The sequence below is a fragment of the Herbaspirillum sp. DW155 genome (assembly GCF_037076565.1).
Taxonomy (GTDB): Bacteria; Pseudomonadota; Gammaproteobacteria; order Burkholderiales; family Burkholderiaceae_D; genus Herbaspirillum.
Map to the genome: position 1 here is coordinate 1,221,306 of NZ_AP029028.1, position 26,401 is coordinate 1,247,706.

The window sequence follows — 26,401 nt, forward strand, 5'->3', positions numbered from 1 at the left end:
TCCTTCTAAGATGCGCCACGCCTGCGTGCGCGCACCGCCGCACCGCATTCCATACCAAAAAGCCAAGGGGAAACGAACGCTGCCGGGGGACGGCGTGGACGCGGGCATGAATCATGCTCAGCTACAAGTCCAGGAACTGCGAAAGCAAAACCGGCTCCCCCCGCCGGCCACGCGCCGGTCTGGCCCTCCGTATCACAGTCGACGTTTGCGTTACAAGGAAGAGAAGACCCATGATTCAACATCTGAAGATCGGCAGCCGCCTGGCCTTTGGTTTTTGCCTGGTCCTGCTGCTGGCAACGGCCATCCTGCTGATCGGTTTGTGGCGCATGGCCGAGCTGGAAGCCAGCAGTGAATACCTGATCGAGAAAAAGGTCACCGCCATGACCGCCGCCATGAACATGCGCGAGTCCGGCATTGAACTGGCACTGGCGCTGCGCAAGGTGGTCACGCCCACCGATGCCGCCGAAGGCAAGGCCGAAGACGCGCACCTGGGCAAGATCCTGCAAGCCTACGCCGGCTTCGAAAAGCAGATCACCGGACTGAGTGCCGAGGGCCGTGGCAAGGAGCTGCTGGCGGCCACCAGCGGCGAGGGCAAGAAACTGTTTCCGCTGGTCGAACAGATCCGCCAGCAAGTGGCCAGCAACAATTACTTTGATGCCGCCCAGCAGTTGAAGAGCGACTTCCTGCCCGCGCATGAGAAGTGGATGGCCAGCGTGGCTGCGCTGGCCACCTTCCAGCAGGACGACATGAAGCAAGCCCATGCCGATGCCAGGGACAGTTATCGCAAGGCACAGATCGGCATGCTGGCCATGGGCCTGTTGACACTCGGGCTGGGCGTCTTCTTCACCTTCGTGATCACGCGGTCCATCGTTCGTCCGCTCAAGCGCGCCGGTCAGATTGCGCAAACGATTTCCCAGGGCGACCTGACCCAGGACTTCCACGACCAGGGCCGCGATGAAGCCGCGCACCTGGTCAATGCGCTCGATGCCATGCAGGCCAATCTGGCCAGCACGCTCAACGAGGTCAAGGAAAGTGCCGCCGTCATCGCCGTGGCCTCGCACGAGATCGCGCGCGGCAACGTCGACCTTTCCAACCGCACCGAATCGCAGGCGTCCAGCCTGGAAGAGACCGCCAGCTCCATGGAGCAGCTCACCTCCACGGTGCAGCAGAACGCGGCCAATGCGCAGCAGGCCAACCAGCTGGTGCTGTCGGCCTCCGACTACGCCACCAAGGGCGGACGCGTGGTGGGCGACGTGGTGGCCACCATGGGGTCCATCAAGGAAAGCTCGGGCAAGATCGTCGACATCATCGGTGTCATCGATGGCATCGCTTTCCAGACCAACATCCTGGCCCTGAACGCTGCCGTGGAAGCGGCCCGCGCCGGCGAGCAGGGGCGCGGGTTTGCGGTGGTGGCCTCCGAAGTGCGGGCACTGGCCCAGCGCAGCGCGGCGGCCGCCAAGGAAATCAAGGAGCTCATCAGTGACTCGGTGGAAAAGGTCGACAACGGCGGCAAGCTGGTCGACGAGGCCGGCGCCACCATGAGCGAGATCGTGGCCTCGGTCAGGCACGTCGCCGACATCATGGGCGAGATCACCGCCGCCAGTCAGGAACAGAGCGCCGGCATCGCCGAGGTCAACAATGCCATCGCCCAGATCGACGAGATCACCCAGCAGAATGCCGCCCTGGTCGAACAGGCCGCCGCGGCGGCAGAAAGCCTGCAGGAACAATCCGACGTGCTGGCCCGTGCGGTGGCGGTGTTCCGGCTCAAGACCGCGCACCCGGCGCAGCCTGCCGCGCGTACGGCGCCCGTGATGAGCAGTTCGTCGCCGGTGCTGCCGGCTGCGAAGACATCGCAGGTGGCCAGCCTGCCGAGCGCTGGCATCCCGGCCAAACGCAAGCCTGCCGCGGTGGCACGCGAAGATGATTTCGAGGAATTCTGAGTGCGTGTACTGCATCTGGAGTGTAATTCTTGTGAATCAGTAGTTACGTAAAAATCAAGACGCCGCGCAAGCGCCGCTGCCCGTCAGGGTGGCGGCGCTTTTTTCATTTCCCTGCGGCAAGCACGATTTGTGAGAATTGAAGATAATTGCGAAGTTGCCGTAAAGCTATAACACACGCTGCAAGCAGATCGTCCCGCAAAGGGGAGGGCCGACCTGCCTGCGCGGCCAGGGGCAAGAGCGCAACGCCACCGCGGATCAGCACGCGACTTCTGGAAATCAGTTCGGCCACTTCCTCTCCATCCACCGGAACCAGTCCATGTCACTCAAGAACCTTTCCATCAAGGCGCAACTCGCCATTGCCGTCCTTGTGCTTTCCATCCTGTTGCTGGCGCTCGGCCTGTCGGGCTTGCTGGGCATGTCCGCCGCCGTGAGCATCAACCGCCAGCTCTCCGAAGAACGCATTCCCAAGACGGTTGCCGCCGACAACACGCTGATCTGGATCGGCCGCCAGCGTACCTCGCTGGATCAGGCCGCCATGACCAATGATCCTGCCTGGGCCGAGCGCATGATGGGCATGGATGCCAATGCCCGCAAGGAAGCGCTGCAGTGGTGGGCCAAGTACACCGCCTTGCCGCAGACCGAAGACGGCCGCGCGCTGGTGAAGAAGGTCTCCGACGGTATCGACAAGACCGAGCAGGAGCTGGTGCGCTTCGCCGAGGTCATCAAGGCGGGCGACCGCCAGGCCATCGCCGACCAGGCGCGCAAGGTCGGCACCATCTACACCGTCATGCAGCTCGATGGCCAGGCCTTGAGCAAGTATGAAACCGAGCAGGCCGCGCAAAGCGTGGGGGCGTCGATGGCCCGCTTTGAAGCCTCGCGCATGTTTTCCATCGTGGCCGTCATCGCCGGCCTGCTGCTGGCCGCCTTCAGCTGGTGGTCGCTGCGCCGCGCCATCGGCGAGCCGATGCAGCGTGCACTGCGCCACTTCGACGCCATTGCCAGCGGTGACCTGACCCAGCCGGTGCACGTGCATTCAAAAAATGAAATGGGCCAGTTGCTGCAAGGCCTGGCGCGCATGCAGGAGAGCCTGTCGCGCACCGTGCGTGCGGTGCGTGGCGGCAGTGATGCGATTGCCACGGCCACCCGCGAGATCGCTTCGGGCAACCTCGATCTGTCTCACCGCACCGAGCAACAGGCGGCTTCGCTGGAAGAAACGGCTTCCAGCATGGAAGAGCTGACCGGCACCGTGAAGCACAACGCCGACAACGCCCGCCAGGCCACCACGCTGGCCGTCAATGCCTCCACCATTGCGGCCGATGGCAATGCGGTGGTGGGCCGCGTGGTGCAGACCATGGAAGAGATCCGCGAGAGTTCGGCGCGCATTACCGATATCGTCAGCATCATCGATGGCATCGCCTTCCAGACCAACATCCTGGCCTTGAATGCCGCCGTCGAAGCAGCCCGCGCCGGCGAGCAGGGACGCGGCTTTGCCGTGGTGGCCACCGAAGTGCGCGCACTGGCGCAGCGTTCCTCCAGCGCCGCCAAGGAAATCAAGGAACTGATCATGCATTCGGTGGACCGCGTGCAGGCCGGCTCCGAACTGGTGGGCCAGGCCGGTGACACCATGAATGACGTCATCCAGGCCGTGCAGCGCGTGACCGACATCATGAGCGAGATCTCGGCGGCCTCCAACGAACAGAGCGCCGGTATCGATCAGGTCTCGCGCGCAGTCACGCAGATGGATGAAGCCACCCAGCAGAACGCCGCCCTGGTGGAACAAGCCAGTGCCGCTGCCAAATCGCTGGAGCAGCAGGCCCAGGCGCTGATGCAGGAAGTGGCGATCTTCCGTGTGGGGCCGGCGGATGCGGTGGCGGCGCGGGCGCAGGTCCAGGTGCCCCCGCCCGCCGCCAAGGTGGTGGCGACGCCACCGAAGCCGGCTGCGCCCAAGGCGGCGCCGGTCCTGAAGCGCCCGGCCTTGCCAGCGGCTGCCGGCAGCGCCAGGCCGGCGGCACGGGTCACTCCTGCGGCCGATGAAGGCGACTGGGAGACCTTCTGATCGTCTGATTTTTGACAGGAAACTTCACCTGTCTTCATGAAGCATCGCCGCGACCCGTGTGTACGGGGCGCGGCGATTTTTTTATTCACATGGTGCTGTTGGAGGGCCGATCCACCCCTCCGGTGCGGCTTTCAGCGCGGCGCATGCTTGCCCGAACTGGCCAGGAATTCCGGCGCGACCACGGCCTTGAGATAGTTGGTCGTGATGTCGCCACGCTCACGCTGGGCGATCCACCAGACATTGCCCTTGCGCAGCGACCACTCCTGCGGCTGCCCCGAGATCAGCCGCGCGGCGACCTGTCCCAGCGTCGGCTGGTGGCCCACGATCAGCACCGGTTCGCGGCTGTCGGGCCAGTTGGCCGCGCGCAGCAGGTCGTCGGCGCTCATGCTCGGGGCCAGGTCGGCCACCACCTTGTACTTGCGCTTCAAGGCTTCCACCGTCTGCAGGGTGCGCGTGGCCGGACTGACCAGGATGCGGCAGCTTTCGGGCAGGTTGCGGTCCAGCCATTCGGCCATCTTGGCGGCCTGCTTGTGACCCTTGGGGGTCAGTGCGCGACCCTCATCGGGTTCGCCCAGTTCGGCCTCGGCATGACGCCACAGAATCAGGTCCATCTCAGCTCCTTGGGAAATCAGCAGGCCGCCATGGGCAGCATCATCCTTGCTCTTCCGGTGGCGTGGCCGGAATGCCCAGCGTGGTCATCAGGTGCTGCTGGGCGTTGAAGCTCTGCTGCTTGTTGCGCGCTTTCTTGAGGGTATAGACACCGTTGACGTCGAGGTGCCAGGCGTTGGTGTTGTCCTTCAGGTAGGGATTGAGCCCTTCGTTCATCACGCGCTTCTTGAGCGTCCTGTCCAGCACCGGGAAGGCCACCTCGATGCGGCGGAACAGGTTGCGGTTCATCCAGTCGGCGCTGGCCAGGTAGACGTCGTGCTTCAAGTCGTTGCGGAAGTAATAGATGCGCGAGTGCTCCAGATAGCGGCCGATGATGGAACGCACCCTGATGTTTTCCGACAGGCCGGGCACGCCCGGCCGCAGCGCGCAGGCGCCGCGCACGATCAGGTCGATCTTGACGCCATCGGCCGAGGCCGCATAGAGCGCGCGGATCACCGATTCATCCAGGAGCGCATTCATCTTGGCGATGATGCGCGCCGGCCGTCCCTCGCGGGCGATCTGGCCCTCGTTGCGGATGGCGCGGATGATTTCCTTCTGCAGCGAGAAGGGCGCCAGCCACAGGTGCGTCAGATTACGCGGCTTGGTCAGGCTGGTGAGGTGGATGAAGACTTCGTTGACTTCGGCGGTGAGTTCCTGATTGGAGGTCAAGAGACCGAAGTCGGTATAGAACTTGGTGGTATTGGGATGGTAATTGCCCGTGCCCAGGTGCGCATAGAAGCGCAGGTTCTGCTCGTCGTCGCGGCGGATTACCAGCGCCAGCTTGGCGTGCGTCTTCAGGCCGACCACGCCGTAGACCACTTGCGCACCGGCCTGCTCCAGCTTGACGGCCCAGTTGATGTTGGCTTCCTCATCGAAGCGCGCCATCAGCTCCACGATCACCGTCACTTCCTTGCCATGCTGGGCGGCGTAGATCAGGGCCTCCATCAGGTCCGAGTTCATGCCGGTGCGATAGATGGTCTGCTTGATGGCCAGCACGCGCGGATCGTGGGCCGCGGTGCGGATGAAATCGACCACCGGCTGGAAGGACTGGAAGGGGTGGTGCAGCAGCACGTCCTTTTTGTCGAGGGCGTCGAAGATGTTTTCGCTGGCCAGCTGCGGCGGCAGGGTGGGCGAGAAGGGCGGGAAGCGTAATTCAGGCTGGTTGACCAGGTTGACGATCTCGCCCAGGCGCACCATGTTCACCGGCCCTTGTACCGCATACAGGCGGTTGCGCTCGATGTTGAACTGGTTCAGCAGGAACTGCGCCAGATGTTCCGGGCAATTGGCCGCCACTTCCAGGCGCACCGCCACGCCGAACTGGCGGCTTTGCAGTTCGGTCTCCAGCGCCTGACGCAGGTTCTTGACCTCTTCTTCATCGACCCACAGGTCGCTGTTGCGGGTGACGCGGAATTGCGAATAGGCGGTGATCTCGCGGCCGGGGAACAGGTCCGCGATGTGCGCATGGATCACCGAGGAAAGCAGGCAGAACGACGACTGGCCCTTGGCCGAGAGATGGTCCGGCAGCTTGATCACGCGCGGCAGCACCCGTGGCGCCTTGATGATGACCACCGCCGTGCCGCGTCCGAAGGCATCCTTGCCGGAGAGCTCGATGATGAAATTGAGACTCTTGTTGTGGACCTGCGGGAAGGGGTGGGCCGGATCCAGACCGATGGGTGTCAGGAGCGGCCGCACGTGCTGTTCGAAATATTGCTTCACCCAGGCGCGCTGGGCGTCGTTGCGGTCATCGTGACGCAGCAGGTGGATGCCGTTGGCGGCCAGTTGCGGCAGGATCTCTTCGTTCAGGAGTTCATATTGCCGCGTGACGATGCGGTGGCATTCGGCACTGGTGCGCTCCAGTGCAGCGCGCAGTTCGGGCGGATCGATGTTCTCGCCCTCGATGCGGTTGGCCAAGAGGCTGGCGATGCGCACTTCAAAGAACTCGTCGAGATTGCTGCTGCAAATGCACAGATAACGCAGCCGCTCCAGCAGGGGCACGCTGTCGTCTTCGGCCTGGGCCAGCACGCGGCGGTTGAAGGCCAGTTGCGACAGTTCACGGTTGAGGTAAATCGTGTTGGCAGGAAGTTCAGGTTGGGTACTGCTTTCCGGCTTTGCTTTTCTGGTCATCAATGATTCCTGTCCATCCACTTTGAGCGGGCAGTGTATTTAGGAGGTATGACGAAGTTATGACAACACCGGTGAAGGTTTGTCACATTTGTCCAGTATAAATGCAAGTTTATATGATGACAAAATCATATTTGTCTGCCGGCAACCCTGCCTGTTGCTGACGCCGCCATCGTGACATCAAATTGTCAGGAAAGCCGCGCGGCGCCTGGTGGAGGGCTTTTTTTGCGCGGTCCGTCGAGGCGTTTGCGCAAGGGCGGGAGCCGGCCGCCAGCCCGCTTGTGCTCTGGCATGGATGACAAGTTTGGGTCATAAACTCGTCACATTAGCTGGTTAAAGTTCGCCCTGTCTCGAAAGTCATCCCTCCCGATGTGATGTTTCTCGGTGACGATCCTCTCTTCAAAATCATAGGAGTAGCAGAAATGGGGTTTAACCATCTGATCAAGTCTGTTGCAATCGCAGTGGCTGGCGCTTTTGCCTTCAGCGGTGCCGCGCATGCAGCAGAAATCACCGGCGCTGGCGCCTCCTTCCCGTACCCGGTCTACGCCAAGTGGGCTGAGCTGTACAAGGCCGCCACCGGCAACAGCCTGAACTACCAATCCATCGGTTCGGGTGGTGGCATCAAGCAGATCAAGGCCAAGACCGTCGATTTCGGCGCCTCCGACGCCCCGCTGCCGCAAAGCGAACTGGCTGAAGCCGGTCTGACCCAGTTCCCGGCCGTGGTCGGTGGCGTGGTCCCCGTGGTCAACCTGGACGGCGTGACCCCCGGCCAGATCAAGCTGTCTGGCCAGGTCCTGGGCGACATCTACGCCGGCAAGATCACCAAGTGGAACGCACCGGAAATCACCGCCCTGAACCCGGGCGTGAAGCTGCCTAACGAAGACATCACCGTGGTCTACCGTTCGGATGCATCGGGCACTTCCTACGTGTTCACCTCCTACCTGTCCAAGGCCAACGCCGACTTCAAGGCCAAGATCGGTGCCGGCACTGCCGTCAAGTGGCCCACCGGCGTGGGTGGCAAGGGTAACGAAGGCGTGGCCGCCAACGTGCAGAAGGTCAAGGGCGCCATCGGCTACGTCGAGTACGCCTACGTCAAGAAGAACAAGCTGAACTACACCCAGCTGAAGAACAAGGATGGCAACTTCGTCTCCCCGGACGACGCCACCTTCAAGGCCGCTACCGCCGCTGGCGACTGGGCCAAGACCCCTGGTTTCGCAGTTGACTTCACCGATGCCGCCGGTAAGGAATCCTGGCCGATCTCCAGCGCCACCTTCATCCTGCTGCACAAGGAACAGGCTGGCGATGGCGCCAAGGGCAAGGAAGTCCTGAAGTTCTTCGACTGGGCCTACAAGAACGGCGGCAAGGTTGCTGCTGAACTGGACTACGTGCCGCTGCCGGATTCGGTCACCAAGCTGGTGGAAGATTCCTGGAAGAGCAACGTCAAGGACAGCAGCGGCAAGGCTCTCTGGTAAGCCAAGCGCAGTCCGGCCGGATGCCATCAACATCCGGCCACAGCAGCCTCTCCCCTACGGAGCATTCGGGTCATCGCAGCGAGAACGAGCAACTCTGGAGCACAGAGCATTCGCGGCGATGGCCCGTTTTAATGGTGAATTCAAATGAGCGCTAATTATTCCACCACGGCAATGTCGAATACCGAAATCAGAAAATCCCCGACAGAGACTGAAAGTGCGCAGCTAGCGCGCGAGAAGTTGATGGCCGTCATGCGCCGCCAGCGACTGCAAGATTTCTTCTTCCACAAGATCACCCTGATCTTCGCCCTGTCCGTGCTGCTGATGCTGGGCGGGATCATCGTTTCCCTGATCATCGGTTCAGCGCCCGCCTTCCAGGCCTTCGGCCCCGGCTTCATCACGCGCGTCGAATGGGATCCGACCAATAACGAATTCGGCGCCATGATCGCCATCGTCGGCACGCTGTCGACCTCGATCATCGCCTTGCTGATCGCCTTCCCGGTCAGCTTCGGCATCGCGCTCTTCCTGACGGAAATCTGTCCCGCCAAGCTGCGCCGTCCGCTGGGCACCTGCGTGGAACTGCTGGCCGGCGTGCCCTCCATCATCTACGGCATGTGGGGCCTGTTCGTCTTTGCACCGCTCTTCTCCGAATACGGCCAGCCTTTCCTGAAGTCCACGCTGGGCCAGATCCCCGGCATCGGCGTACTGTTCTCGGGCCCGACCATGGGTATCGGCATTCTGACCGCCGGCCTGATCCTGTCGGTGATGATCATCCCCTTCATCTCCTCGGTGATGCGCGATGTGTTCGAAGTCGTGCCGGCGGTCCTGAAGGAATCGGCTTACGGTCTCGGCTGCACCCGCTGGGAAGTGGTGCGCAAGGTGGTGCTGCCCTACACCAAGACCGGTGTGGTCGGCGGCGTCATGCTGGGCCTGGGCCGTGCGCTGGGCGAGACCATGGCCGTCACCTTCGTGATCGGCAACTCGCATCGCCTGTCCTGGTCGCTGTTCTCGGCCGGCAACTCGATTGCCTCGACCCTGGCCAATGAAATCGCCGAAGCCTCCAGCAAGCTGCACGTGTCTTCGCTGTTTGCCCTGGGCCTGATCCTCTTCGTCATCACCTTCATCGTTCTGTCCGCCGCCAAGATCATGCTCATGGGCATGACCCGCAGGGAAGGAGCCAAATAATGAGCCAGACCGTACAAGCCGGTGTCAAAAGCACCGACCAGGCGCAAGCCATGAACCCCGTCTACCGCAAGCGCCTCATGCAGCATCGCATGGGCATGCTGTTCTCCTTCCTGGCCATGGGCCTGGGCCTGTTCGTGCTGGCCTGGATTCTGCTGACCCTGGTCTTCAAGGGCGTGGCTGCGCTGAACCTGGGCCTGCTGACCGAAAACACGCCCGGTCCGGGTGATGCAGGCGGCGGCCTCCTGAACCCCATCGTCGGTTCCTTGATGATGGTCGGCATCAGCACCCTCATCAGCACGCCGATCGGCATCCTGGCCGGCGTCTATCTGGCCGAATACGGCGAGGAGAGCAAGCTGGCTCAAGTGACCCGCTTCGTCACCGACATCATGCTGTCTGCACCGTCGATCGTGATCGGTCTGTTCATCTACGCGATCTACGTGGCCAACGTGAACCACTTCTCGGGCTGGGCCGGTACCTTCGCCATCTCGCTGATCGCCATCCCGGTGGTGGTACGTACCACCGACAATATGCTGAAGCTGGTCCCGAGTGGCCTGCGCGAAGCGGCGTTCGCCCTGGGCGCACCGCGCTGGAAGGTGGCCATCATCGTGCGCCTGCGTGCCGTCAAGGCCGGAGTGGTGACCGGTGTGCTGCTGGCCGTGGCCCGTATTTCGGGTGAGACCGCACCGCTGCTGTTCACCGCGCTTAACAACCAGTTCTTCAGCACCAACATGAACCGTCCGATCGCCAACCTGCCGGTGGTGATCAACCAGTTCGCCATGAGCCCGTATGACAACTGGGTCTCGCTGGCATGGGGCGGCGCCCTGCTGATCACCTTCAGCGTGTTGCTGCTCAACGTGCTCTCGCGCACCCTGTTCAAACAACAAATCCCCGGCTAATTCTCCAAGTGACCGACATGACTACTGCTCATCAAATGGCAAGCCACGCTTCGACCGCACCCCATCACGCCGCTGCGACCCGGAAGGCCACGCTGGAAGTTTCGCAACTGAACTTCTACTACGGTGGATTCCAGGGGCTCAAGAACATCAACCTGAACATCTACGAAGGCAAGGTCACCGCCTTCATCGGTCCCTCGGGCTGCGGCAAGTCCACGCTGCTGCGTACCTTCAACCGCATGTATGACCTGTACCCCGGCCAGCGCGCCGAGGGCAAGATCATCTATGCCGGCAACAACATCCTCGAACCCGGCCAGGATCTGAACATGCTGCGCGCCAAGGTCGGCATGGTGTTCCAGAAGCCGACGCCGTTCCCCATGTCGGTGTACGACAACATCGCCTTCGGCATCCGTCTGTATGAAAACCTGCCCAAGGGCGAGATGGACGAGCGCGTCGAATGGGCGCTCAACAAGGCAGCCCTGTGGGGTGAAGTCAAGGACAAGCTGAACAAGAGCGGCCTGTCGCTCTCCGGCGGCCAGCAACAGCGTCTGTGTATCGCACGCGGCGTGGCGGTGAAGCCGGAAGTGCTGCTGCTGGATGAACCGACCTCGGCGCTGGACCCGATCTCGACGGCCAAGGTGGAAGAACTGATCGGTGAGCTGAAGAACGATTACACCATCGCCATCGTGACCCACAACATGCAACAGGCGGCCCGCTGCTCGGACTACACCGCCTACATGTATCTGGGCGAGCTGGTGGAGTTTGGCGAGACTGACCAGATCTTCATGAATCCGGTGCGCAAGGAAACCCAAGACTACATAACCGGCCGTTTCGGCTAAAAAGGGTACGGCCTGGGCTACTGCGCATCCCGATCTCTGCGCTGCGATGCTCGCCGTACCTCAGTACGGCTGCGCTTCTCCCGCAGACCTCGGGATTGCTCGCTACGCCCATGCCGCACCCCGAACCGTAGTCATTGCACCGTGTAAATTATTTATAGAAATTCTTTTTAGGGACGTCACATGACCGGCGATCATTCCTCCAAACAGTATGACCAGGATCTGGAGCAGATCCGCTCCAAGGTGCTTGCCATGGGCGGCATGGTGGAACACCAGTTCCAGGACGCGATTGCGGCCTTCCGTAACGGTAACCTCGATATCGCCCACCGCGTGATGAAGGACGATGAGGCCGTCAATCGCCTGGAAGTCGAACTCGATGACGCCTGCAGCCACCTCATCGTGCGCCGCCAGCCGACCGCCAATGACCTGCGTACCGTCATGGCGACCATCAAGATCATCACCGACCTGGAACGTGTGGGCGATGAGGCGACCAAGATCGCGCGTACCGCCATCCACCTGCACAAGCGCGGTATCGGCCTGGTCTCGCATTACGAAACCGTGAGCCTGATCGCCGAACAGGCCATGGACCAGCTGCGCAGCGCCCTCGATGCGTTCGCCCGCCTGGATGACCAGCAGGCGCTGGAACTGATCAAGGCCGATGAACGCATCGACCACGGTTTCCGTTCCATTACCCGCAGCCTCATCACCTTCATGATGGAAGACCCGCGCACCATCTCCGGTTCCATCGATACCCTGTGGGTGGCCAAGGCCATCGAACGCATCGGCGACCATGCCAAGAACATCGCCGAATACGTGGTCTACGTGGTCGGTGGCAAGGATATCCGCCATAGCGACTTCGGTTCGGCCAAGACCACCCAGGAAGAAGACTAAGCACGACGGCGCCGGTGGCGGCGGGCAAGCACCGCCACCACCGGATTGCGGAGGGGAGACCCGCGATACAGCTCAGAAGCATCACTACCATGACCACTATCCTCATCGTCGAAGACGAACCCTCCATCGCCGAACTGATTGCCTTCACCTTGAAAGAGGCCGGCTGGTCCAGCTTCGTCGTTTCCAATGCGGCCGCCGCCTGGGATTTCGTTCAGCATCGCGCGCCGCAACTGGTGCTGCTGGACTGGATGCTGCCGGACCGCAGCGGCCTGCACCTGCTCTCACGCATTCGCGCCGACCGCCAGTTGCAGCAGCTCTCGGTCATCATGCTCACCGCCAAGAGCATGGAAGAAGACAAGATCGCCGGTCTCGACAACGGCGCCGACGACTACATCACCAAGCCCTTCTCGCCGCGCGAACTGACCGCGCGCATCAAGGCGCTGCTGCGCCGCAAGAGCCCCGAACACGCGCAGGAAGTGATGTCGGCCGGACCCGTCACGCTCGATCCGGCCAGTTGCTCGGTGAGCCTGGCAGGCACGCGCATCGATATCGGCCATGCCGAATACAAACTCCTGAAGTTCTTCCTTGCCCATCCCGACCGCGTGTTTTCGCGCAGCCAGTTGCTCGACCGCGTGTGGGGCGACCATGTGGTGATCGAAGAGCGCACCGTGGACGTCCACGTGCTGCGCCTGCGCAAGGCCCTGCGCGATGCCGAGTACCTCATCAAGACCGTACGCAGCGTCGGTTATATGCTCTCGACCAAGTAAGATCAAAGACCAAACCAGCCCGCGTCAGTCATAATCAGGACAATTACAAATCCGGCGCGCGGGCGCTTCCCAGAGTTATCTGTCAAATCAATGAGTCCACAACTTCTGTTCTGGATTCCTGCTGTATTGCGCCTGGTGTTGTGCCTGGCCGGAGCGGGAGTCGTCGGTTTCTTCTTTGGTCCCATCGTCGGCCTGGTCACCGCAGTACTGGGGGTGGGCGCGATGATGATCACGCACCTGCATTACCTGCTGCGCCTGTCGACCTGGCTGGATGATTCCGGCCAGTCGCGCCTGCCCGATGGCTGGGGCGCCTGGACCGACGTCTATGCGCGTCTGTACCGCATGCGCCGCGACGACGAAAAGAACCAGGCCGAACTGGCCGAGTGGCTGGCGCGCTTCCGCCAGGCCATGAGCCTCTTGCCCGATGGCGTGGTGATCATGGATGACGTGCTGTTCCTGGAGTGGTGCAACCCGGCCGCGCAGGCGCACCTCGGCCTGAAGCTGGACCGCGACAAGGGCATGCGGGTCACCAACCTGATCCGCAACCCGGCCTTCATCGACTACATCATCCTGGGCCGCTACGAGCAGCCGCTCACGCTGGCCCTGCACGAGCGCAAGCTGATCATCCAGATCATTCCCTTCGAGAATCGCAGGCAGATCCTGGTCACCCACGACGTCACCGAATCGCAGCGTATCGACATGATGCGTCGTGATTTCGTGGCCAATGCCTCGCACGAATTGCGCACGCCCCTGACCGTCATCAACGGTTTCCTGGAAATCGCGCTGGCTCAGCCGAACCTGGATGAGGCCACCCGCATGGCCCACCTCAAGCTCATGACCGAGCAGGGCCAGCGCATGCAGAACCTGATCGACGACATGCTCACGCTGACCCGCCTCGAATCGATCGACTATCCCTTGCGCTCCGAAGTGCTGCGCGTGCGTCCCTTGCTGGAACGCATCGCCGAGGAAGGGCGCGCCCTGTCGGCGGGCAAGCACGACATCCGCCTCATCGTCGACGGGCCCGATCTGAAGGGCAACGCCGACGAACTGCGCAGCGCCTTCACCAACCTCGTCACCAATGCGGTGCGCTACACCCCGGAAGGCGGCACCATCACCCTGCGCTGGGAGAGCGACGAGCAGGGCGCGCATTTTTCGGTGCAGGATACCGGCATCGGCATCAGCCCCGAGCACATCTCGCGTCTGACCGAACGCTTCTACCGCGTCGACAAGAGCCGTTCGCGCGAGACCCAGGGCACCGGCCTGGGCCTGGCCATCGTGCGCCACGTGTTGCTGCGCCACCATGCCACGCTGGACATCGCCTCGGTCCCCGACCACGGCAGCACCTTTACCGTCAACTTCCCGGCGACCCAGACCATCGCCGATTATGCTGCGCAGCAATAAACGCGGTCAGCTCATCCAATGAAATGAAATGAAGAGGATGCTTCGGCATCCTTTTTTTCTCTTTGAATCGGCTGCGAGGGCGTACCATGGGGCCGTCATTGCCTATTGTTGCGCTGTCGGGCAAGCCCACCGTTTTGTTGGTGACAGCCCTTCGTCAGGAAAATCCTTATCGCGCCGCAGCGGTATTGGCCGCATCATGAAGCCAGGCGCCCTATACCGGTTTGCGGTCTGCACCACGGCCCGGTTTGCCCCTCAACCTACCGCGCAAAGAGAAAACGATGAGCTATTTCGCCGACATGAAGATAGGCCGCCGCCTGGGCCTGGGTTTTGCCGTCATCCTGGCTGCGGCCAGCGTCGTGGTGGCACTTTCGATCTGGCGCCTGCACGGCATCGCCGAAGCCACCGATGAAATGATGCACGAGCCGCTGACCAAGGAGCGCCTGGTCTCGGACTGGTACCGCACCATCCACACCAGCGTGCGCCGCACCACCGCCATTGCCAAGAGCGCCGATCCCAGCCTGGCGACGTTCTTTGCCGCCGATGCCGCCGATGCCAGCCGCATGTCCACCGAGCAGCAGAAAGCCATCGAGGCTCTGATCGAATCCCCTGAAGAGAAGGCCGTCTTCGCCAGGCTGGGTGAGGTGCGCAAGGATTACATCAAGTACCGCGATGCCATCTCCAAGGCCAAGGCCGATGGCCAGCCCGAGGAAGCTGCCAAGATCCTGGCGGGGCCCTTTGACGTGGCCGCCAAGGGCTATCTCGATCTGCTGCAGCAGTTGCTCAACCTGCAGCGCGCCAACATCGACCAGGTGGCCGCCCATATCCAGACCGTCTATCGCGAAAGCCGCAACCTGATGATCGGCCTGGCCGTGCTGCAGGTGTTGCTGGGCTGGCTGTTTGCCCGCAGCCTGGCATTGGGCATCACGCGTCCGCTCGAACAGGCGGTCACGGTGGCCGAGGCGGTCGCCGCCGGTGACCTGACTACCCGCGTCGACGAGCGTCTGGCCGCACGCGCTGACGAAACCGGCAAGCTCATGCACGCCCTGCATGCCATGACCCTGAACCTGGCGCGCATCGTCGGCCAGGTGCGCAGCGGCACCGATGCCATCACCACCGCCTCGCGCGAAATCGCCACCGGCAACCTCGATCTCTCGGCCCGCACTGAACGCCAGGCCGGTGCCCTGGAAGAAACCGCCTCGGCCATGGAAGAACTGACCTCCACCGTGGCCCAGAACGCCGACAACGCCCGCCAGGCCAACCAGCTGGCCGCTTCCGCCTCGTCGGTGGCGCAGCAGGGCGGGGAAGTGGTGGCACAGGTCATTTCCACCATGGGCTCGATCAATGAGTCTTCGCGCAAGATCGTCGACATCATCAGCGTCATCGACGGCATCGCCTTCCAGACCAACATCCTGGCCTTGAACGCCGCCGTGGAAGCGGCCCGTGCCGGTGAGCAGGGGCGGGGCTTTGCGGTGGTGGCGTCGGAAGTGCGTTCGCTGGCCCAGCGTTCGGCCTCGGCCGCCAAGGAAATCAAGATCCTGATCGATGATTCGGTGGCCAAGGTCGGCTCCGGCAGCGAACTGGTCGGCCGCGCCGGCACGACCATGGATGAAGTGGTGTCCAGCGTACGCCACGTCGCCGACATCGTGGCCGAGATCACTGCCGCCAGTAGCGAGCAGAGCGACGGCATCAGCCAGGTCAACCTGGCCATCACCGACATGGACCAGACCACCCAGCAGAACGCCGCCCTGGTCGAACAGGCCGCTGCCGCTGCCGAATCCATGCAGGATCAGGCCGCCCGCCTGTCCGAGGTGGTCAGCCAGTTCAAGGTACTGGCCCAGGACCAGATGGCCTATGCCAGTGTCGATGCCGCCAGCCGCGCGCCGGTGGACATCACACCGCCACGCCCCGCCTTGCGCTGAATCTGACGCCGCAAAAAAAGAACCCGCCATTCATTTCCTGGCGGGTTCCTTGTGTTGGGCAGGCCGCCCCCACGGGGGCTTGCGGCGCAGATGAAACAATCTGCTTCACCCCGTTCTCTCAGTACGTTGCGCGCCCACCCGACAGATCGAACACGGAAGCGGTCGTGAAGGAATTTTCCTCCGAGACCAGCCACGCCACCATCGCCGCCAGCTCTTCCACCTTCACGAAGCGCGCCCGCGGAATCTTGGAGAGCATGTAGTCGATGTGCGCCTGGGTGCATTGTTCCAGGATGCGGGTTTGCGCCGCTGCCGGGGTGATGGCGTTGACGGCGATGTTGCGGGTTGCGGTTTCCTTGCCCAGGCTCTTGGTGAGGGCAATCATGCCGGCCTTGGCGGCGCTGTAGGCCGATGCGGTCGGATTGCCTTCCTTGCCCGCGATGGAAGCGATGTTGACGATGCGCCCGTAGTTCTGCGCGATCATGCGCCGGACCACCACCTGGTTGACGTAGAAGGCGCCGTTCAGGTCGATGTCGATCACGCGGCGCCATTCTTCCGGCGAATAGTCCGCCACCGGATTGTTCTGCCCGGCGATACCGGCGCTGTGCACCAGGATGTCGATGGATTGGGTCAGCTTCTCGGTGGCCTCGATGGCGTGCTGCACGTCGGCCTGGCTGGCGATGTCGACCTTGATGGTCTCAACGTTGCCCAGCGCTTCCAGTCTGGTGCGCGCTTGCGCCAGCGCCTGTTCGTCCATGTCCCACAGCACCACCTTGGCCTTGCCCTGCAGCAGGCGTTCGGCCACGGCGTAGCCGAAGCCTTGCGCACCGCCGGTGATGATGGCGCTGCGGCCCTGGAAATCGTAGTGATTCATCGTGTCTTCTCCTTCCCGGTGTCGGTCATTGGATGGCGCGCACGGCCAGCGTGCGCGCTTCGTCGTTCTTTTGTTTGGGGGAATGCTGCCGCGCTGCCGTGAGTGCAGCGCGGTGGTGACGCGCAGACCTGAGTGGATCAGGCGTCGAAGGTCTTCTGCTGCTGTTCGCCCAGGCCGTCGATGCCCAGGCGCATGGTCTGACCGGCGCGCAGGTAGACCGCTTCCGGCTTGACGCCCATGCCCACGCCCGGGGGCGTGCCGGTGGAGATGACGTCGCCCGGCTGCAGGCTCATGAAGCGCGAGAGGTAGGAAACGATATGCGCCACGCCGAAGATCATGGTGCTGGTGTTACCGTTCTGGTAGCGCTTGCCATCCACTTCCAGCCACATGCCCAGCTTTTGCGGATCGGCGATTTCGTCGCGGGTCACCAGCCAGGGGCCGATGGGACCGAAGGTATCGCAGCCCTTGCCCTTGTCCCAGGTGCCGCCGCGTTCGATCTGGTATTCGCGTTCGGAGACGTCGTTGACCACGCAATAGCCGGCCACGTGCGACATCGCATCCTTCTCGTCGATGTAGCTGCCGCCCTTGCCGATGATCACGCCCAGTTCGACTTCCCAGTCGGTCTTCTTGGAGCCGCGCGGGATCTTCACGTCGTCGTTGGGTCCGACCACGGCCGACGTCCACTTGTTGAACACCACCGGTTCGGCCGGGATGGGCAGGTTGGATTCGGCGGCGTGGTCGGCGTAGTTCAGGCCGATGCAGATGAACTTGCCGATATTGCCGACGCAGGCGCCGATGCGGGGCGAACCTTCGACGGCCGGCAGGCTTTCCAGGTCCAGCTTGCGCAGTTTGTCCAGCGATGCGTCATCCAGCACGGCACCGTTGACGTCCTTGATGTAGGCCGACAGGTCGCGGATCTTGCCGGATTGGTCGAGGATGCCGGGCTTTTCCTGCCCTGCCGGGCCGTAACGCAGTAATTTCATCGTGGTTCCTTTGGGAAAGTTATCGTCTCTAGAAGATGCTTGGCGTACTGGTCGCCTGTGAGGGCGGGCGGACGCGGGCTGCTGGGGTTTTGCAAGGTGGGATATTACCAGTTTATTGGTAAGACCAATAGGGTGGGGCTGATCTCCTTGCTGGATATCGGCATAGATGTGCTTGAGAATTATAAGTTGACAGGTTTAATTATGAGTTGAATTTCGCCTCAATAAAATCAATAGGTTACGTACGAAACGCGAATGCCGGCCAAGATTTATAAGTTGAAAACATCTCTTCGTCGAGAGCAAGAATATTTCGAGAGAGTGCCTCTTTAGCCTTGGAATTAAAATTCAGAGAGTGCGGCAAGTAGTAAATTTTTGGTAAAAGTACGGCCCAATCACCCTATGTCGACGTCCAAATTCCATCTTTCTCGGCTCGTTCATGTTGCGTATTTTTTGTGCATACATGAGGGTCTACCTAATTCATAGAATTTCGCGCAATTTGAGCTTATTTGTGAGCGATCAAAGCGAAATTTTATCTTCCCGTATTGCATGCAACCCAGATAGGTAAAGGCTTTGCGGCACATTATTGGGCTTAATACAAATTGTATAGATTTCCAATGGTTTGTTTTATTTTTTGTCGCTAACGTCGGCAAAAAACGAGCTAAATTCGCCCTATTGACACTTAATTCCAGTTAGGGGTAAATTTTATTTGTTGCACAAGCAGATCAGTTGCGCTAAAGTGCCTCGCCAAATTCAGCGAGAAATATTAAACGCAAGAAATGTTGTCGTTGATCAAGATAAGGAGGTGTTGAAAATTTGAGAATACAAATTTTCTGTTGAGCAACTACCTGTAAGAATTGTCAATCTGAAACATTGCCAGATTGAATATAAAATTTACAGCTGCTCCAGAAAACGAAAAACCGACCCGGAGGTCGGCTTCTCGAAAAGCACAGCAAGACTGGTTCAGTAGCAATTGGCGTTGCAGCTGAACTTGCCATAGCAGATACAAATACACAGTCGTATTCTGCCCTCTCTGCCGCTTTTCGTCAAGCCGCTTTTGGTTTCCCACGTCTATACATTTTTGAAACTGGCTGTTAGGCCTAGTTTTAGGGGAATCGTATGTCCAACGAAAAGAATCATTATGGAAATAGCAATCCTCTGACAAAGCGGGCGAACCCGCGCGATCCTATTCGGATTCAGCAGCGAGCGCTGGAACAAGCACGTGGCCTTGGCGTAGGTAGCGACTACGAGCCGTTTATACAGATTGAACGGCATGGTTTCTCCAGCCACGGTCGTTCCCATGTCTGGTCAGATCCGTTGAATACATCGATCGTTGGTCATGTGCTTAGCGACCTAGAGCGATGTGTGTTAATTCATGCTTCGTCGCTTAAGGGGGCCATAGTACGGACTCAATACCCTATGTGGCGGGTGGGAGTCGAGCCCGAATTTGCGGAGTGTGTGTTCGACGGCGAGTCTCTAGACTTGGGCACTGTTCGTGTCGCTAATGAGCTGGGCGTCAAGCCGCCGCGCACGCGCGGCCAAGACATCGTACTAACGCTGGACTTGCTGCTCAAGATCCCGGGCAAGGGTACTTGGGCAGTGTATGTCAAGTATTGCAAGGATGTGCCGCGCCCAGGTTCTCGCCAAGACCAACTACTCCAGATTACACGAGAATACTGGCGCCTCCGGAACGTTGATCTGCTTATCATCACTGAGGTCGAGGCTAAGGACTCGGCAACCATGCGTTGGTTGAACTGGGCTTCTTCAATTCGGGGGAGCTACGCCCCTGGTTCTGATGAATTTCTGCTTTCGGTTGTGGATTTGCTCATTTTAAAAACCGACTCCCACGCGCCTATGAATGAGCGCATCGCCTGCCTGGATGTTCCCGCCGATCGAGTGATTCACGCGCTGAAGTATGCCATTTGGGTGGGATACATTTGGGTAGATTTTCAGCGCTGGGATTGGCCGTGTCTCGCAGATCCATGGACCATCGAGCTGGCATCCAGGTCGAGAAAGCTGGCTAGCGCGAACTGTTTCTCCTTTATCGTTGCCGGGGGAGAATCATGAGCATGAAAGTCCATACCGACTTCTACGTGAGGGCTGCTTCATCCGGGCTGCCAGCTGGTTTCTATCGGGTTGTCTGGATGACGGATCGGGAGCCGGATCTTGTTCTCGTTGAGATCCCAACTTATGAGGATGTGGAGCATCAGGCGAAGCTGAAAATCCATTACAAACGCCCACTAATAGCGAATAAGAAAGTGATAGAAAAGGGGATTTTAAACGGCAATGTTCTTCTAGCAGAGGCATCACCGGAACTGAGAAAAAAGGAACCAGTTCTCAACGCCGTTCTTAGCCCAAAGGAGAAGTTGCGGGCAGCGATCCTAAAAGATTTCGACATGCATGCGACGCACACCTTGATTTTCGGTAAGCGTTGGGAAGCGGAAATGACACGTCTATCCAAGAAGTATGGGGGCTGCACGAATACGATTAAGCGACTGATACTGAAATACTTCTACACAGGTAGAAATCTTGAGGAGACCGTAAGGGATAAGCGCAGACCCAAGGGGCTGCCGCGTGTCATTAAGAAAAAGCTCGGTCGAAAGCGGGACATAGTCAAAACGGGGAGATCCACCGAGGAAGGAGTTAACCGAGAGGAGCATGAGGGCCTAGTCATCTCTTACTTGGCAAGCAGAGGGAAAGACGCCAGCAACAGCTCTATCCCGCGGATGTACGAGGATTTCTATGCGACGTTTGCTGTGGAGAAGGTGATGTCTTCCCACGGTAAAGCTATTGGCGCAGAAAGAATTTCGCCGGAAAAGAGGATGACACTAGCCCAGTTTCGGACGATAGTCAAAGCGCACGATCTCAACGCGTATTTGCTACGTTCGTATTCTAAGCACAGAGGAAGGCTGATCACTGATGTGCACATCAGTGACGCTAGATACATGACGACATTTGCTGGAAACACCTACATCATCGATTCCACCATCGCTGATGTTTATTTGGTGTCGTCGTATGACAGAAACAAGATATTGGGCCGGCCTGTCATTTACTTGGTGATCGATGCTCGAACGTCGTTGCTGCTATCGGTGTATGTCACTTTATGGGGACCAAGCTTCGCCGAGGCTAGAAACGCACTCTTCCTCGCATATTCAGATAAGAAGGCATACCTGAGGTATCTCCGGCTAGAGCATTTCCAGGATTTTTTCCGTGCAGGACCGCGTCCTCTTGATGTACTAGCTGATCGAGCTGAGCTTCTCTCGGAGAATGGCAAGAATCTCGCACGAAAGCACGAAAATGGTTTGATGATCACGGCGGCCTACCAACCTGTTTGGAAGGCTCTTGTTGAGCGGTCTTTCAAAAGACTTAATGAGATGGTTATTCACTATCTGCCTGGTACGGTTCCTCCTGAGCATGCTCGTGGGGATGCCGATTATCGTTACGAGGCCGTCTTTACTTTGTGGGAGTTTCGTCGGTTGATGGCGCTGGAACAAATTAGATGGAATGCATCGAAGGCAATGGGAAAGTGCCTTTCACCCCAGATGCTAAGAGCTGGCGTTGAGGCCACTCCCTTGAGTATTTGGGATTGGAGTTTGGCAAACGAACACGGGTCGGCAAGCTATTACGAGCACAGTCAACTTCTCATTACCTCTTTGGATGCTGAGTATGTTTCGGTAACGACTGAGGGTCTTGTTTCTAAAAACAAGCTGAAGTGGACAGCAGAATGGATGAAAGACCATGATGGAGTCAAACGCGCAAAAATTCAGCGTTGCGAAGCAATTTTGATCCAGTCACCGGAAGATCCTTCTCTCGCCTATTGTCGTATGCAAGGCGAAGAGACGTTCCGCGAAGTGCACTTGCGTAACGCTCCAAGAAGCGCTTATCCAATAACCAAAGAGGATGTTGAAGATTTGAATGCAGAGAAGCGATTTTCTGATGACATGGCCGCCTTCAAAAATACTGGATTAATTGACGAGGTGAAAGCGCTACAAGTTGAATTGGAGGGTTCTGCGAAGGCGGCTACTTATTCCTGCGTCAGTGAAAAATCTACGTCCAAGGCAGCTCGCAAGAAGGACATTCATAAGACGCGTGCGGCTGAAGCCGAATACGAAAAAACCGGTCAAGCACCTGATGGAGATGGAGCCCATGCCGTTGATACGCCAGCAGTCAACGCTGGCGTTGGGGACGCCGTAGCTACTTCAGGTGAGAAGGCTGAAAAGCACGACGTTAATCATGACGTGGCTGATGTTCTGGAGACATGGTGATCATGAGCATAGCCTGTTATCAATCGAAAGATGTACATCCGGACCAACTCGGGAATCCCCTAATCGAAGCGCTTAGACCAACCCTGACTAACAAGGATGCGGCAGGGGTCCTTGCAAGGAGGCCTGCAATATCGCTGGATAAGGAGCGATTGTTGCCTCCACACATCCGTGTTCACAGTGTTGCCGCAATCTCAGATATGTATGTTCCAGACATAAAAACTCTAGAACTCTACGCGATGGTTGATATGCAGATGAAGCGATCCTTGGAGCGGCACAATCCCTTTTCGGCAGAGGGGCAGCGCTATCTTGATTCTGTGCAAGCCAAGGTGTTGGCAGCAGTTTCTGATGATCAAAGACGGATCGCCAAGGCAGTGAAAGAAGGAAAAGAACCGCTTAGTGCGCTTGGTAAGCGTCTTCCCGATATCAGATCTATCTTGGTTACTGGTGCTAGTGGAATGGGGAAGTCATCTGCAATTAATCGTGTCTTGGCTCTGAATGACCAAGTGATCGAGCACAGCAACTATATGGGGCAGCCTTACCATCAAAAGCAGTTGGTCTGGCTTTCGGTATTTGCTCCCCTCAATGCGTCAATTAGCGGCTTGTGTCATAGCATTTTTGCAGCGGTCGATGAGGCATTGGGTCTGCCTGTAGACACCGGTTATGCAAAGCAATACGACAAAAAGCATAGGACAAATGATGTTCTGATTAGTCGAGTAGCCCAAGTCTTGGCCACACATCATTTGGGGATATTGCATATTGATGATTTGCACCGTATTGCCGATGGAACGGGGGCCAATAAGGCCGCGTTGATAAGCTTCATCATGCAATTATCGGACGTGGTTGGTGTGCCGATGATTCTGTCAGGGACCGGGAAATTGATGAAGATGTTGCGTGGCTCGTTCGAGGTTTCTAGACGCGTTATCGCTGCCGGATCGGTCGAATTTGAACTGCCTCCCGAATATGTTAAGGGAGATGGGTTCGCTAACCTGGCAAATGCACTCTTCAAATTCTCGCTGCTGCCGGTAAGTGAGGACGCATTGGAAGATATGAAGCTATATCTTTTCGATCGATCTCAAGGGATAACGGCTGTGGCTGTGAACTTATTTTTGCAAGCTCAAATGTGGGGCCTGCGTGAGGAGGCTGATTTCATGACGAAGGAACTAATAGATCATGCATATGCCCGGATAAAGCCACTTCACTCAGCCCTAAGTGCGTTGAGAAGGAAGGATGCAGATGCCATTAGGGACTTTGAGGATATCGCATCACTTGACCAGATCAATAGGAACTTCTTCTCCGGTGCTTTGGGGCCTTAGAACTAGGGTGAGGGAAAGAACGTGAGTTGCCGCATGACTTTGTGCACATCCGATTTACTCAAAGCAAGCCACTCACCATCGTGCTCCACTATCCAAGCGATGGCTTCTTTGGTTTCTCTGAGGGAGAGGGTTGGAGTATCGGTGAAAAGGGCTTGCATTGCCAAATAGCGGTAGCGAAGACGTTTGCCCTCTCTCACTGCATTTGCGTGTAATGCCATTGCGCCAGGCGATCCAGAAAGCATGAATAAATTGCGCTGATATGACTCACGCAACATCGGCGAAGTTTGTGAAATGTTGAGTGTCATCGCCAAAATCGCAATATTAAGTTGATCGTCGGCATTAAGTTCTTTCGAGGGGCTCACTTCGGCGCTATTGAAGAGTTCTCCCGAAGAATCTTCGTAGGTGTGTATCAGCGCCTCGTCCCAGGTGTCGCGAGGTACGCAGTATGCAATCGCGGCCGCCCACTGAACCGGATGAAGAACGGGCGGTTCATGCTGAGAATACCACCGTCGAGTAAAGAGACCGAGCGCATCTAGTTCGTCTATGCCTAGGATTTTTAGGCGGTCATAAAAATAGGTGTGAGCTGAGGAAAGTAGTTGTTGGAAGCGCAGATCATCAGAAGTTTCGTGGTTTTGCATCAGCATCATTCTTAGCCGGTCAGCGGTGAGACCATGCTGCTCGGAAATCCATTGAATAGCTTCTGCCAGCCGCAGAAGTAGAGATTTAGTTTCTTTGGCGAGTAACGGATGATCACGACTTTGCGGTGGATAGGAAGTCGGTGGCCTAAGCCAATTGTCACGCTCTGCGGAAGTTCGGATACGTTTCACTAGGAGAGTGCCATGGCGTGCGCAAATCCATATGCCAGGAATCTGGTGGGCCAGGTGCCAATAGGAGAATCCTTTTTCGCGAATGTCCAGCGCTATGCAATCTGGACAGAATTTAAGGGGATGACAGAGAAAATCTTTATGGCCAAATAGTCCGCGCTTTGTATCTAATACAGATATTCGATGAGCCACCCGGCCACTCGTAAATTCGACAATTTCTCTTTCTGGCATGAAAGCGAGGTAGAGATTGGAGATGGTTTGTTGCCGAAGTAGTTGAAGAGGAGAGAGCGATGAAAAATTGCAAGTAATAAAGTGACTCAATCCGAATGGAAGCTGCGCGTATCTCCCAGCTTGAGAATCATTAAATAGTAGCTGACCTGTCAAATTTGGCGTTTCGTAGCCGGATCGCGAGTGAAATCTCGCGCATTGGCTGTACAGCGTCTCGTCGGAAGCCCTTTCGGCAAGAAAGGTCAGATTTTTAGAAGTAACCATATTCGTAGGGCCACGTGATTACGTTTCATCAACAGATCGCTCCAGACGAGCACTATTATTCTTATATCGCCGGGTTGTATCAGAAATCAGGTTGGAATGAGCCACAGGATTTCTTGAAAGCTACAGTGACTAGCGCCGGATTGTGCGCGGATTCACGTAGCTATTCTGGGTTCTCGACGCAGCTTTTTCCTAACGTACTGCGTGCGTTAATTGGGACGGTGATCGACCTAGATCAGTTTAGACCTGACACTCTCAATATTCTTACTTTGTTGCCATACTATCGGCCGTTTCTAGTGCAAATTCAGCAGCAAAATCTGTTTAAGGAAGCAGCTTTCACTTACGGCTCCAATTCTGATCGAAGACAGTGTCTGCCGCAATTTAGCGGAACGAGCTTTCGATATTGCGTTACTTGTATGAATGCGGCATTTAAAGCGTACGGAAGAGCGGTGCTGCTGAGATCTCATCAGCTACCTTGCGTCTTTGTGTGCTGGGAACATCGGACACCATTACGTACGGTGGACATTGATACCGATAACCTGGTTATCCCGGATTTTCAGTTGCCGCGCGAGAAATGCGTACAGAGGGTCTCAGAAGAGCTTCTTTGGTTGGCTGCTGAGTCGAGAAATTTGCTTCATCTCAATCGTGGGTTTACCAGCCCGGTCGAGAAGATTCACGCTATGTACTCTTTTGAGCAGTGGAATTTTGAATGTGATGGGAAGCCTGATTTTTCGCTGAGAGAATGCGAAAAACGTAAGAAAAGTAGCGACAAAGGAAAAAGTCTCTGGAATGTTAGTTGGCCGAAGTCTTTGGACGTCGCATTTGAGACTGAGATCAACAGTATGTCCGATGAGCTGCGCGAAGCGTACGGAACGCCCTGGCGGGGAAATTACAAAAGATTGGGGAAAATGAGAACGGGTAAAGTTTTGTCGCCGATCGAGCATCTGATGAGAATTCGTAGATTTGCGGGGGGCGTTGAAGAATTTTTCAAGAAGGTCGACGAGGTGTCGTTGAATAAATTAGCAACGTTCTTCCCATTTTCGCAAGCGCGCCGTGAGCACGGGGTCATTCTTTGCCCGACTGCGGTAACCTGGGAGGCTGCGAATTTTCTGAGAAAGGTGGACGAAAATATCAGAAAGGTAGACAAACATCTCAAGCCCGGATTGGGGGGCGCAATGGAGATGGTCTGCAATCAATACCGGGATCACGTGGCACGGACAGGATTGCTTGCTGTGGATGTTTCACCTACGAAAGACATGGCGAGAGATGTAGCTGTTTCGATTCCATTGAGCCTAGATAACTTTACATTCATTGATCGACTCGCTACGCAGAATGGAACCGGGAAATTTTCAGCAACGGTTAGTCTCATCTTAGAGCGGGTGCAACAACTCAGTTGCTGAGCAGCCGGTTCAGAGGCTGTTGCGAAATTAATTTGAACGTTGATTTAACTGCGGCTAGCAAAACAAGGCACACGCCAATTACAGGAAGACATCGTGGGTAACATCAAGTCGGGAGATTTAACAGCCGAAATTGAAT

19 protein-coding genes are annotated in these 26,401 nt (G+C 58.0%); 14 read left to right on the forward strand and 5 right to left on the reverse strand.

The annotated features are described in order from the left end of the window. Nucleotides 1-230 precede the first annotated feature (230 nt). Both AACH55_RS05540 and AACH55_RS05545 read left to right on the forward strand, forming a co-directional pair. Nucleotides 231-1,940: a methyl-accepting chemotaxis protein gene (locus AACH55_RS05540; protein ID WP_338718430.1), complete on the forward strand. Its 1,710-nt coding sequence runs from the start codon at nucleotides 231-233 to the stop codon at nucleotides 1,938-1,940. A gap of 316 nt (nucleotides 1,941-2,256) precedes the next feature. After that, on the forward strand, nucleotides 2,257-3,996 hold the full coding sequence (locus AACH55_RS05545; RefSeq protein WP_338718431.1) for a methyl-accepting chemotaxis protein: 1,740 nt from the start codon (nucleotides 2,257-2,259) through the stop codon (nucleotides 3,994-3,996). Between the two features lie 131 nt (nucleotides 3,997-4,127). Here the strand turns inward: AACH55_RS05545 and sixA are convergent, their stop codons facing one another. Together sixA and ppk1 are read right to left on the reverse strand one after the other, a co-directional pair. Next, complete coding sequence (sixA, locus tag AACH55_RS05550) at nucleotides 4,128-4,607, reverse strand: phosphohistidine phosphatase SixA (RefSeq protein ID WP_338718432.1); 480 nt, start codon at nucleotides 4,605-4,607, stop codon at nucleotides 4,128-4,130. A gap of 40 nt (nucleotides 4,608-4,647) precedes the next feature. Continuing rightward, nucleotides 4,648-6,768: a polyphosphate kinase 1 gene (gene ppk1 / locus AACH55_RS05555; protein WP_338718433.1), complete on the reverse strand. Its 2,121-nt coding sequence runs from the start codon at nucleotides 6,766-6,768 to the stop codon at nucleotides 4,648-4,650. Between the two features lie 419 nt (nucleotides 6,769-7,187). Here ppk1 and pstS point away from each other — a divergent pair, with 419 nt between their 5' ends. The 8 genes from pstS (at nucleotide 7,188) to AACH55_RS05595 (ending at nucleotide 16,126) form a co-directional block, all read left to right on the forward strand. Continuing rightward, on the forward strand, nucleotides 7,188-8,237 hold the full coding sequence (gene pstS, locus AACH55_RS05560) for a phosphate ABC transporter substrate-binding protein PstS (protein ID WP_338718434.1): 1,050 nt from the start codon (nucleotides 7,188-7,190) through the stop codon (nucleotides 8,235-8,237). Between the two features lie 171 nt (nucleotides 8,238-8,408). Further along, nucleotides 8,409-9,419 carry a phosphate ABC transporter permease subunit PstC gene (gene pstC / locus AACH55_RS05565; RefSeq protein ID WP_338720188.1) on the forward strand — a complete coding sequence of 337 codons (1,011 nt, stop codon included), beginning with the start codon at nucleotides 8,409-8,411 and terminating at the stop codon, nucleotides 9,417-9,419. Next, nucleotides 9,419-10,315, forward strand: coding sequence for a phosphate ABC transporter permease PstA (pstA, locus tag AACH55_RS05570; protein ID WP_338718435.1), 897 nt, complete (start codon nucleotides 9,419-9,421; stop codon nucleotides 10,313-10,315). The genes pstC and pstA overlap by 1 nt, the downstream gene beginning before the upstream one ends. A 35-nt stretch (nucleotides 10,316-10,350) precedes the next feature. After that, nucleotides 10,351-11,151, forward strand: a complete 801-nt coding sequence (gene pstB / locus AACH55_RS05575; protein WP_338720190.1) for a phosphate ABC transporter ATP-binding protein PstB — start codon at nucleotides 10,351-10,353, stop codon at nucleotides 11,149-11,151. Between the two features lie 180 nt (nucleotides 11,152-11,331). Beyond that, nucleotides 11,332-12,039 (forward strand): phosphate signaling complex protein PhoU, encoded by a 708-nt coding sequence (gene phoU, locus AACH55_RS05580; protein ID WP_338718436.1) that lies wholly within the window; start codon nucleotides 11,332-11,334, stop codon nucleotides 12,037-12,039. Between the two features lie 89 nt (nucleotides 12,040-12,128). After that, entirely contained in the window at nucleotides 12,129-12,806 is a 678-nt protein-coding gene (locus AACH55_RS05585) for a response regulator (protein WP_338718437.1), read from the forward strand. A gap of 90 nt (nucleotides 12,807-12,896) precedes the next feature. Further along, nucleotides 12,897-14,207: a phosphate regulon sensor histidine kinase PhoR gene (phoR, locus tag AACH55_RS05590; protein WP_338718438.1), complete on the forward strand. Its 1,311-nt coding sequence runs from the start codon at nucleotides 12,897-12,899 to the stop codon at nucleotides 14,205-14,207. A gap of 278 nt (nucleotides 14,208-14,485) precedes the next feature. Further along, a complete protein-coding gene (locus tag AACH55_RS05595; RefSeq protein ID WP_338718439.1) occupies nucleotides 14,486-16,126 on the forward strand; it encodes a methyl-accepting chemotaxis protein in 1,641 nt (546 codons plus the stop codon). A gap of 118 nt (nucleotides 16,127-16,244) precedes the next feature. Here AACH55_RS05595 and AACH55_RS05600 read toward each other — a convergent pair whose 3' ends face one another. After that, nucleotides 16,245-16,997, reverse strand: coding sequence for an SDR family NAD(P)-dependent oxidoreductase (locus tag AACH55_RS05600; protein WP_338718440.1), 753 nt, complete (start codon nucleotides 16,995-16,997; stop codon nucleotides 16,245-16,247). Nucleotides 16,998-17,134: 137 nt separating this feature from the next. Further along, nucleotides 17,135-17,980: an ureidoglycolate lyase gene (locus AACH55_RS05605; RefSeq protein WP_338718441.1), complete on the reverse strand. Its 846-nt coding sequence runs from the start codon at nucleotides 17,978-17,980 to the stop codon at nucleotides 17,135-17,137. Nucleotides 17,981-19,093: 1,113 nt separating this feature from the next. On the opposite strand from AACH55_RS05605, the gene AACH55_RS05610 reads away from it, so the two are divergent. Genes AACH55_RS05610 through AACH55_RS05620 form a run of 3 tightly spaced genes read left to right on the forward strand, consistent with a single transcriptional unit; the run spans nucleotide 19,094 to nucleotide 23,552 of the window. Continuing rightward, complete coding sequence (locus tag AACH55_RS05610) at nucleotides 19,094-20,041, forward strand: hypothetical protein (protein ID WP_338718442.1); 948 nt, start codon at nucleotides 19,094-19,096, stop codon at nucleotides 20,039-20,041. Between the two features lie 2 nt (nucleotides 20,042-20,043). Continuing rightward, complete coding sequence (locus AACH55_RS05615) at nucleotides 20,044-22,239, forward strand: hypothetical protein (RefSeq protein ID WP_338718443.1); 2,196 nt, start codon at nucleotides 20,044-20,046, stop codon at nucleotides 22,237-22,239. Continuing rightward, nucleotides 22,233-23,552 (forward strand): AAA family ATPase, encoded by a 1,320-nt coding sequence (locus tag AACH55_RS05620; RefSeq protein ID WP_112069819.1) that lies wholly within the window; start codon nucleotides 22,233-22,235, stop codon nucleotides 23,550-23,552. The genes AACH55_RS05615 and AACH55_RS05620 overlap by 7 nt, the downstream gene beginning before the upstream one ends. 2 nt (nucleotides 23,553-23,554) lie before the next feature. On the opposite strand, the gene AACH55_RS05625 is transcribed toward AACH55_RS05620, so the two are convergent. Then, nucleotides 23,555-24,868, reverse strand: a complete 1,314-nt coding sequence (locus AACH55_RS05625) for a TniQ family protein (RefSeq protein WP_338718444.1) — start codon at nucleotides 24,866-24,868, stop codon at nucleotides 23,555-23,557. A gap of 14 nt (nucleotides 24,869-24,882) precedes the next feature. On the opposite strand from AACH55_RS05625, the gene AACH55_RS05630 reads away from it, so the two are divergent. Next, nucleotides 24,883-26,265 carry a TniQ family protein gene (locus tag AACH55_RS05630; RefSeq protein WP_338718446.1) on the forward strand — a complete coding sequence of 461 codons (1,383 nt, stop codon included), beginning with the start codon at nucleotides 24,883-24,885 and terminating at the stop codon, nucleotides 26,263-26,265. Nucleotides 26,266-26,401 lie beyond the last annotated feature (136 nt).

Bases quoted from the DNA above. Each gene is read 5' to 3' on its own strand.
- AACH55_RS05605 (WP_338718441.1), bottom strand. From the start codon at position 17,980: ATGAAATTACTGCGTTACGGCCCGGCAGGGCAGGAAAAGCCCGGCATC.
- AACH55_RS05540 (WP_338718430.1), top strand. From the start codon at position 231: ATGATTCAACATCTGAAGATCGGCAGCCGCCTGGCCTTTGGTTTTTGC.
- sixA (WP_338718432.1), bottom strand. From the start codon at position 4,607: ATGGACCTGATTCTGTGGCGTCATGCCGAGGCCGAACTGGGCGAACCC.
- AACH55_RS05615 (WP_338718443.1), top strand. From the start codon at position 20,044: ATGAAAGTCCATACCGACTTCTACGTGAGGGCTGCTTCATCCGGGCTG.
- pstS (WP_338718434.1), top strand. From the start codon at position 7,188: ATGGGGTTTAACCATCTGATCAAGTCTGTTGCAATCGCAGTGGCTGGC.
- pstC (WP_338720188.1), top strand. From the start codon at position 8,409: ATGTCGAATACCGAAATCAGAAAATCCCCGACAGAGACTGAAAGTGCG.
- AACH55_RS05585 (WP_338718437.1), top strand. From the start codon at position 12,129: ATGACCACTATCCTCATCGTCGAAGACGAACCCTCCATCGCCGAACTG.
- pstB (WP_338720190.1), top strand. From the start codon at position 10,351: ATGGCAAGCCACGCTTCGACCGCACCCCATCACGCCGCTGCGACCCGG.
- AACH55_RS05545 (WP_338718431.1), top strand. From the start codon at position 2,257: ATGTCACTCAAGAACCTTTCCATCAAGGCGCAACTCGCCATTGCCGTC.
- phoR (WP_338718438.1), top strand. From the start codon at position 12,897: ATGAGTCCACAACTTCTGTTCTGGATTCCTGCTGTATTGCGCCTGGTG.
- AACH55_RS05610 (WP_338718442.1), top strand. From the start codon at position 19,094: ATGTCCAACGAAAAGAATCATTATGGAAATAGCAATCCTCTGACAAAG.
- AACH55_RS05625 (WP_338718444.1), bottom strand. From the start codon at position 24,868: ATGGTTACTTCTAAAAATCTGACCTTTCTTGCCGAAAGGGCTTCCGAC.
- AACH55_RS05620 (WP_112069819.1), top strand. From the start codon at position 22,233: ATGGTGATCATGAGCATAGCCTGTTATCAATCGAAAGATGTACATCCG.
- ppk1 (WP_338718433.1), bottom strand. From the start codon at position 6,768: ATGACCAGAAAAGCAAAGCCGGAAAGCAGTACCCAACCTGAACTTCCT.
- phoU (WP_338718436.1), top strand. From the start codon at position 11,332: ATGACCGGCGATCATTCCTCCAAACAGTATGACCAGGATCTGGAGCAG.
- AACH55_RS05600 (WP_338718440.1), bottom strand. From the start codon at position 16,997: ATGAATCACTACGATTTCCAGGGCCGCAGCGCCATCATCACCGGCGGT.
- pstA (WP_338718435.1), top strand. From the start codon at position 9,419: ATGAGCCAGACCGTACAAGCCGGTGTCAAAAGCACCGACCAGGCGCAA.
- AACH55_RS05595 (WP_338718439.1), top strand. From the start codon at position 14,486: ATGAGCTATTTCGCCGACATGAAGATAGGCCGCCGCCTGGGCCTGGGT.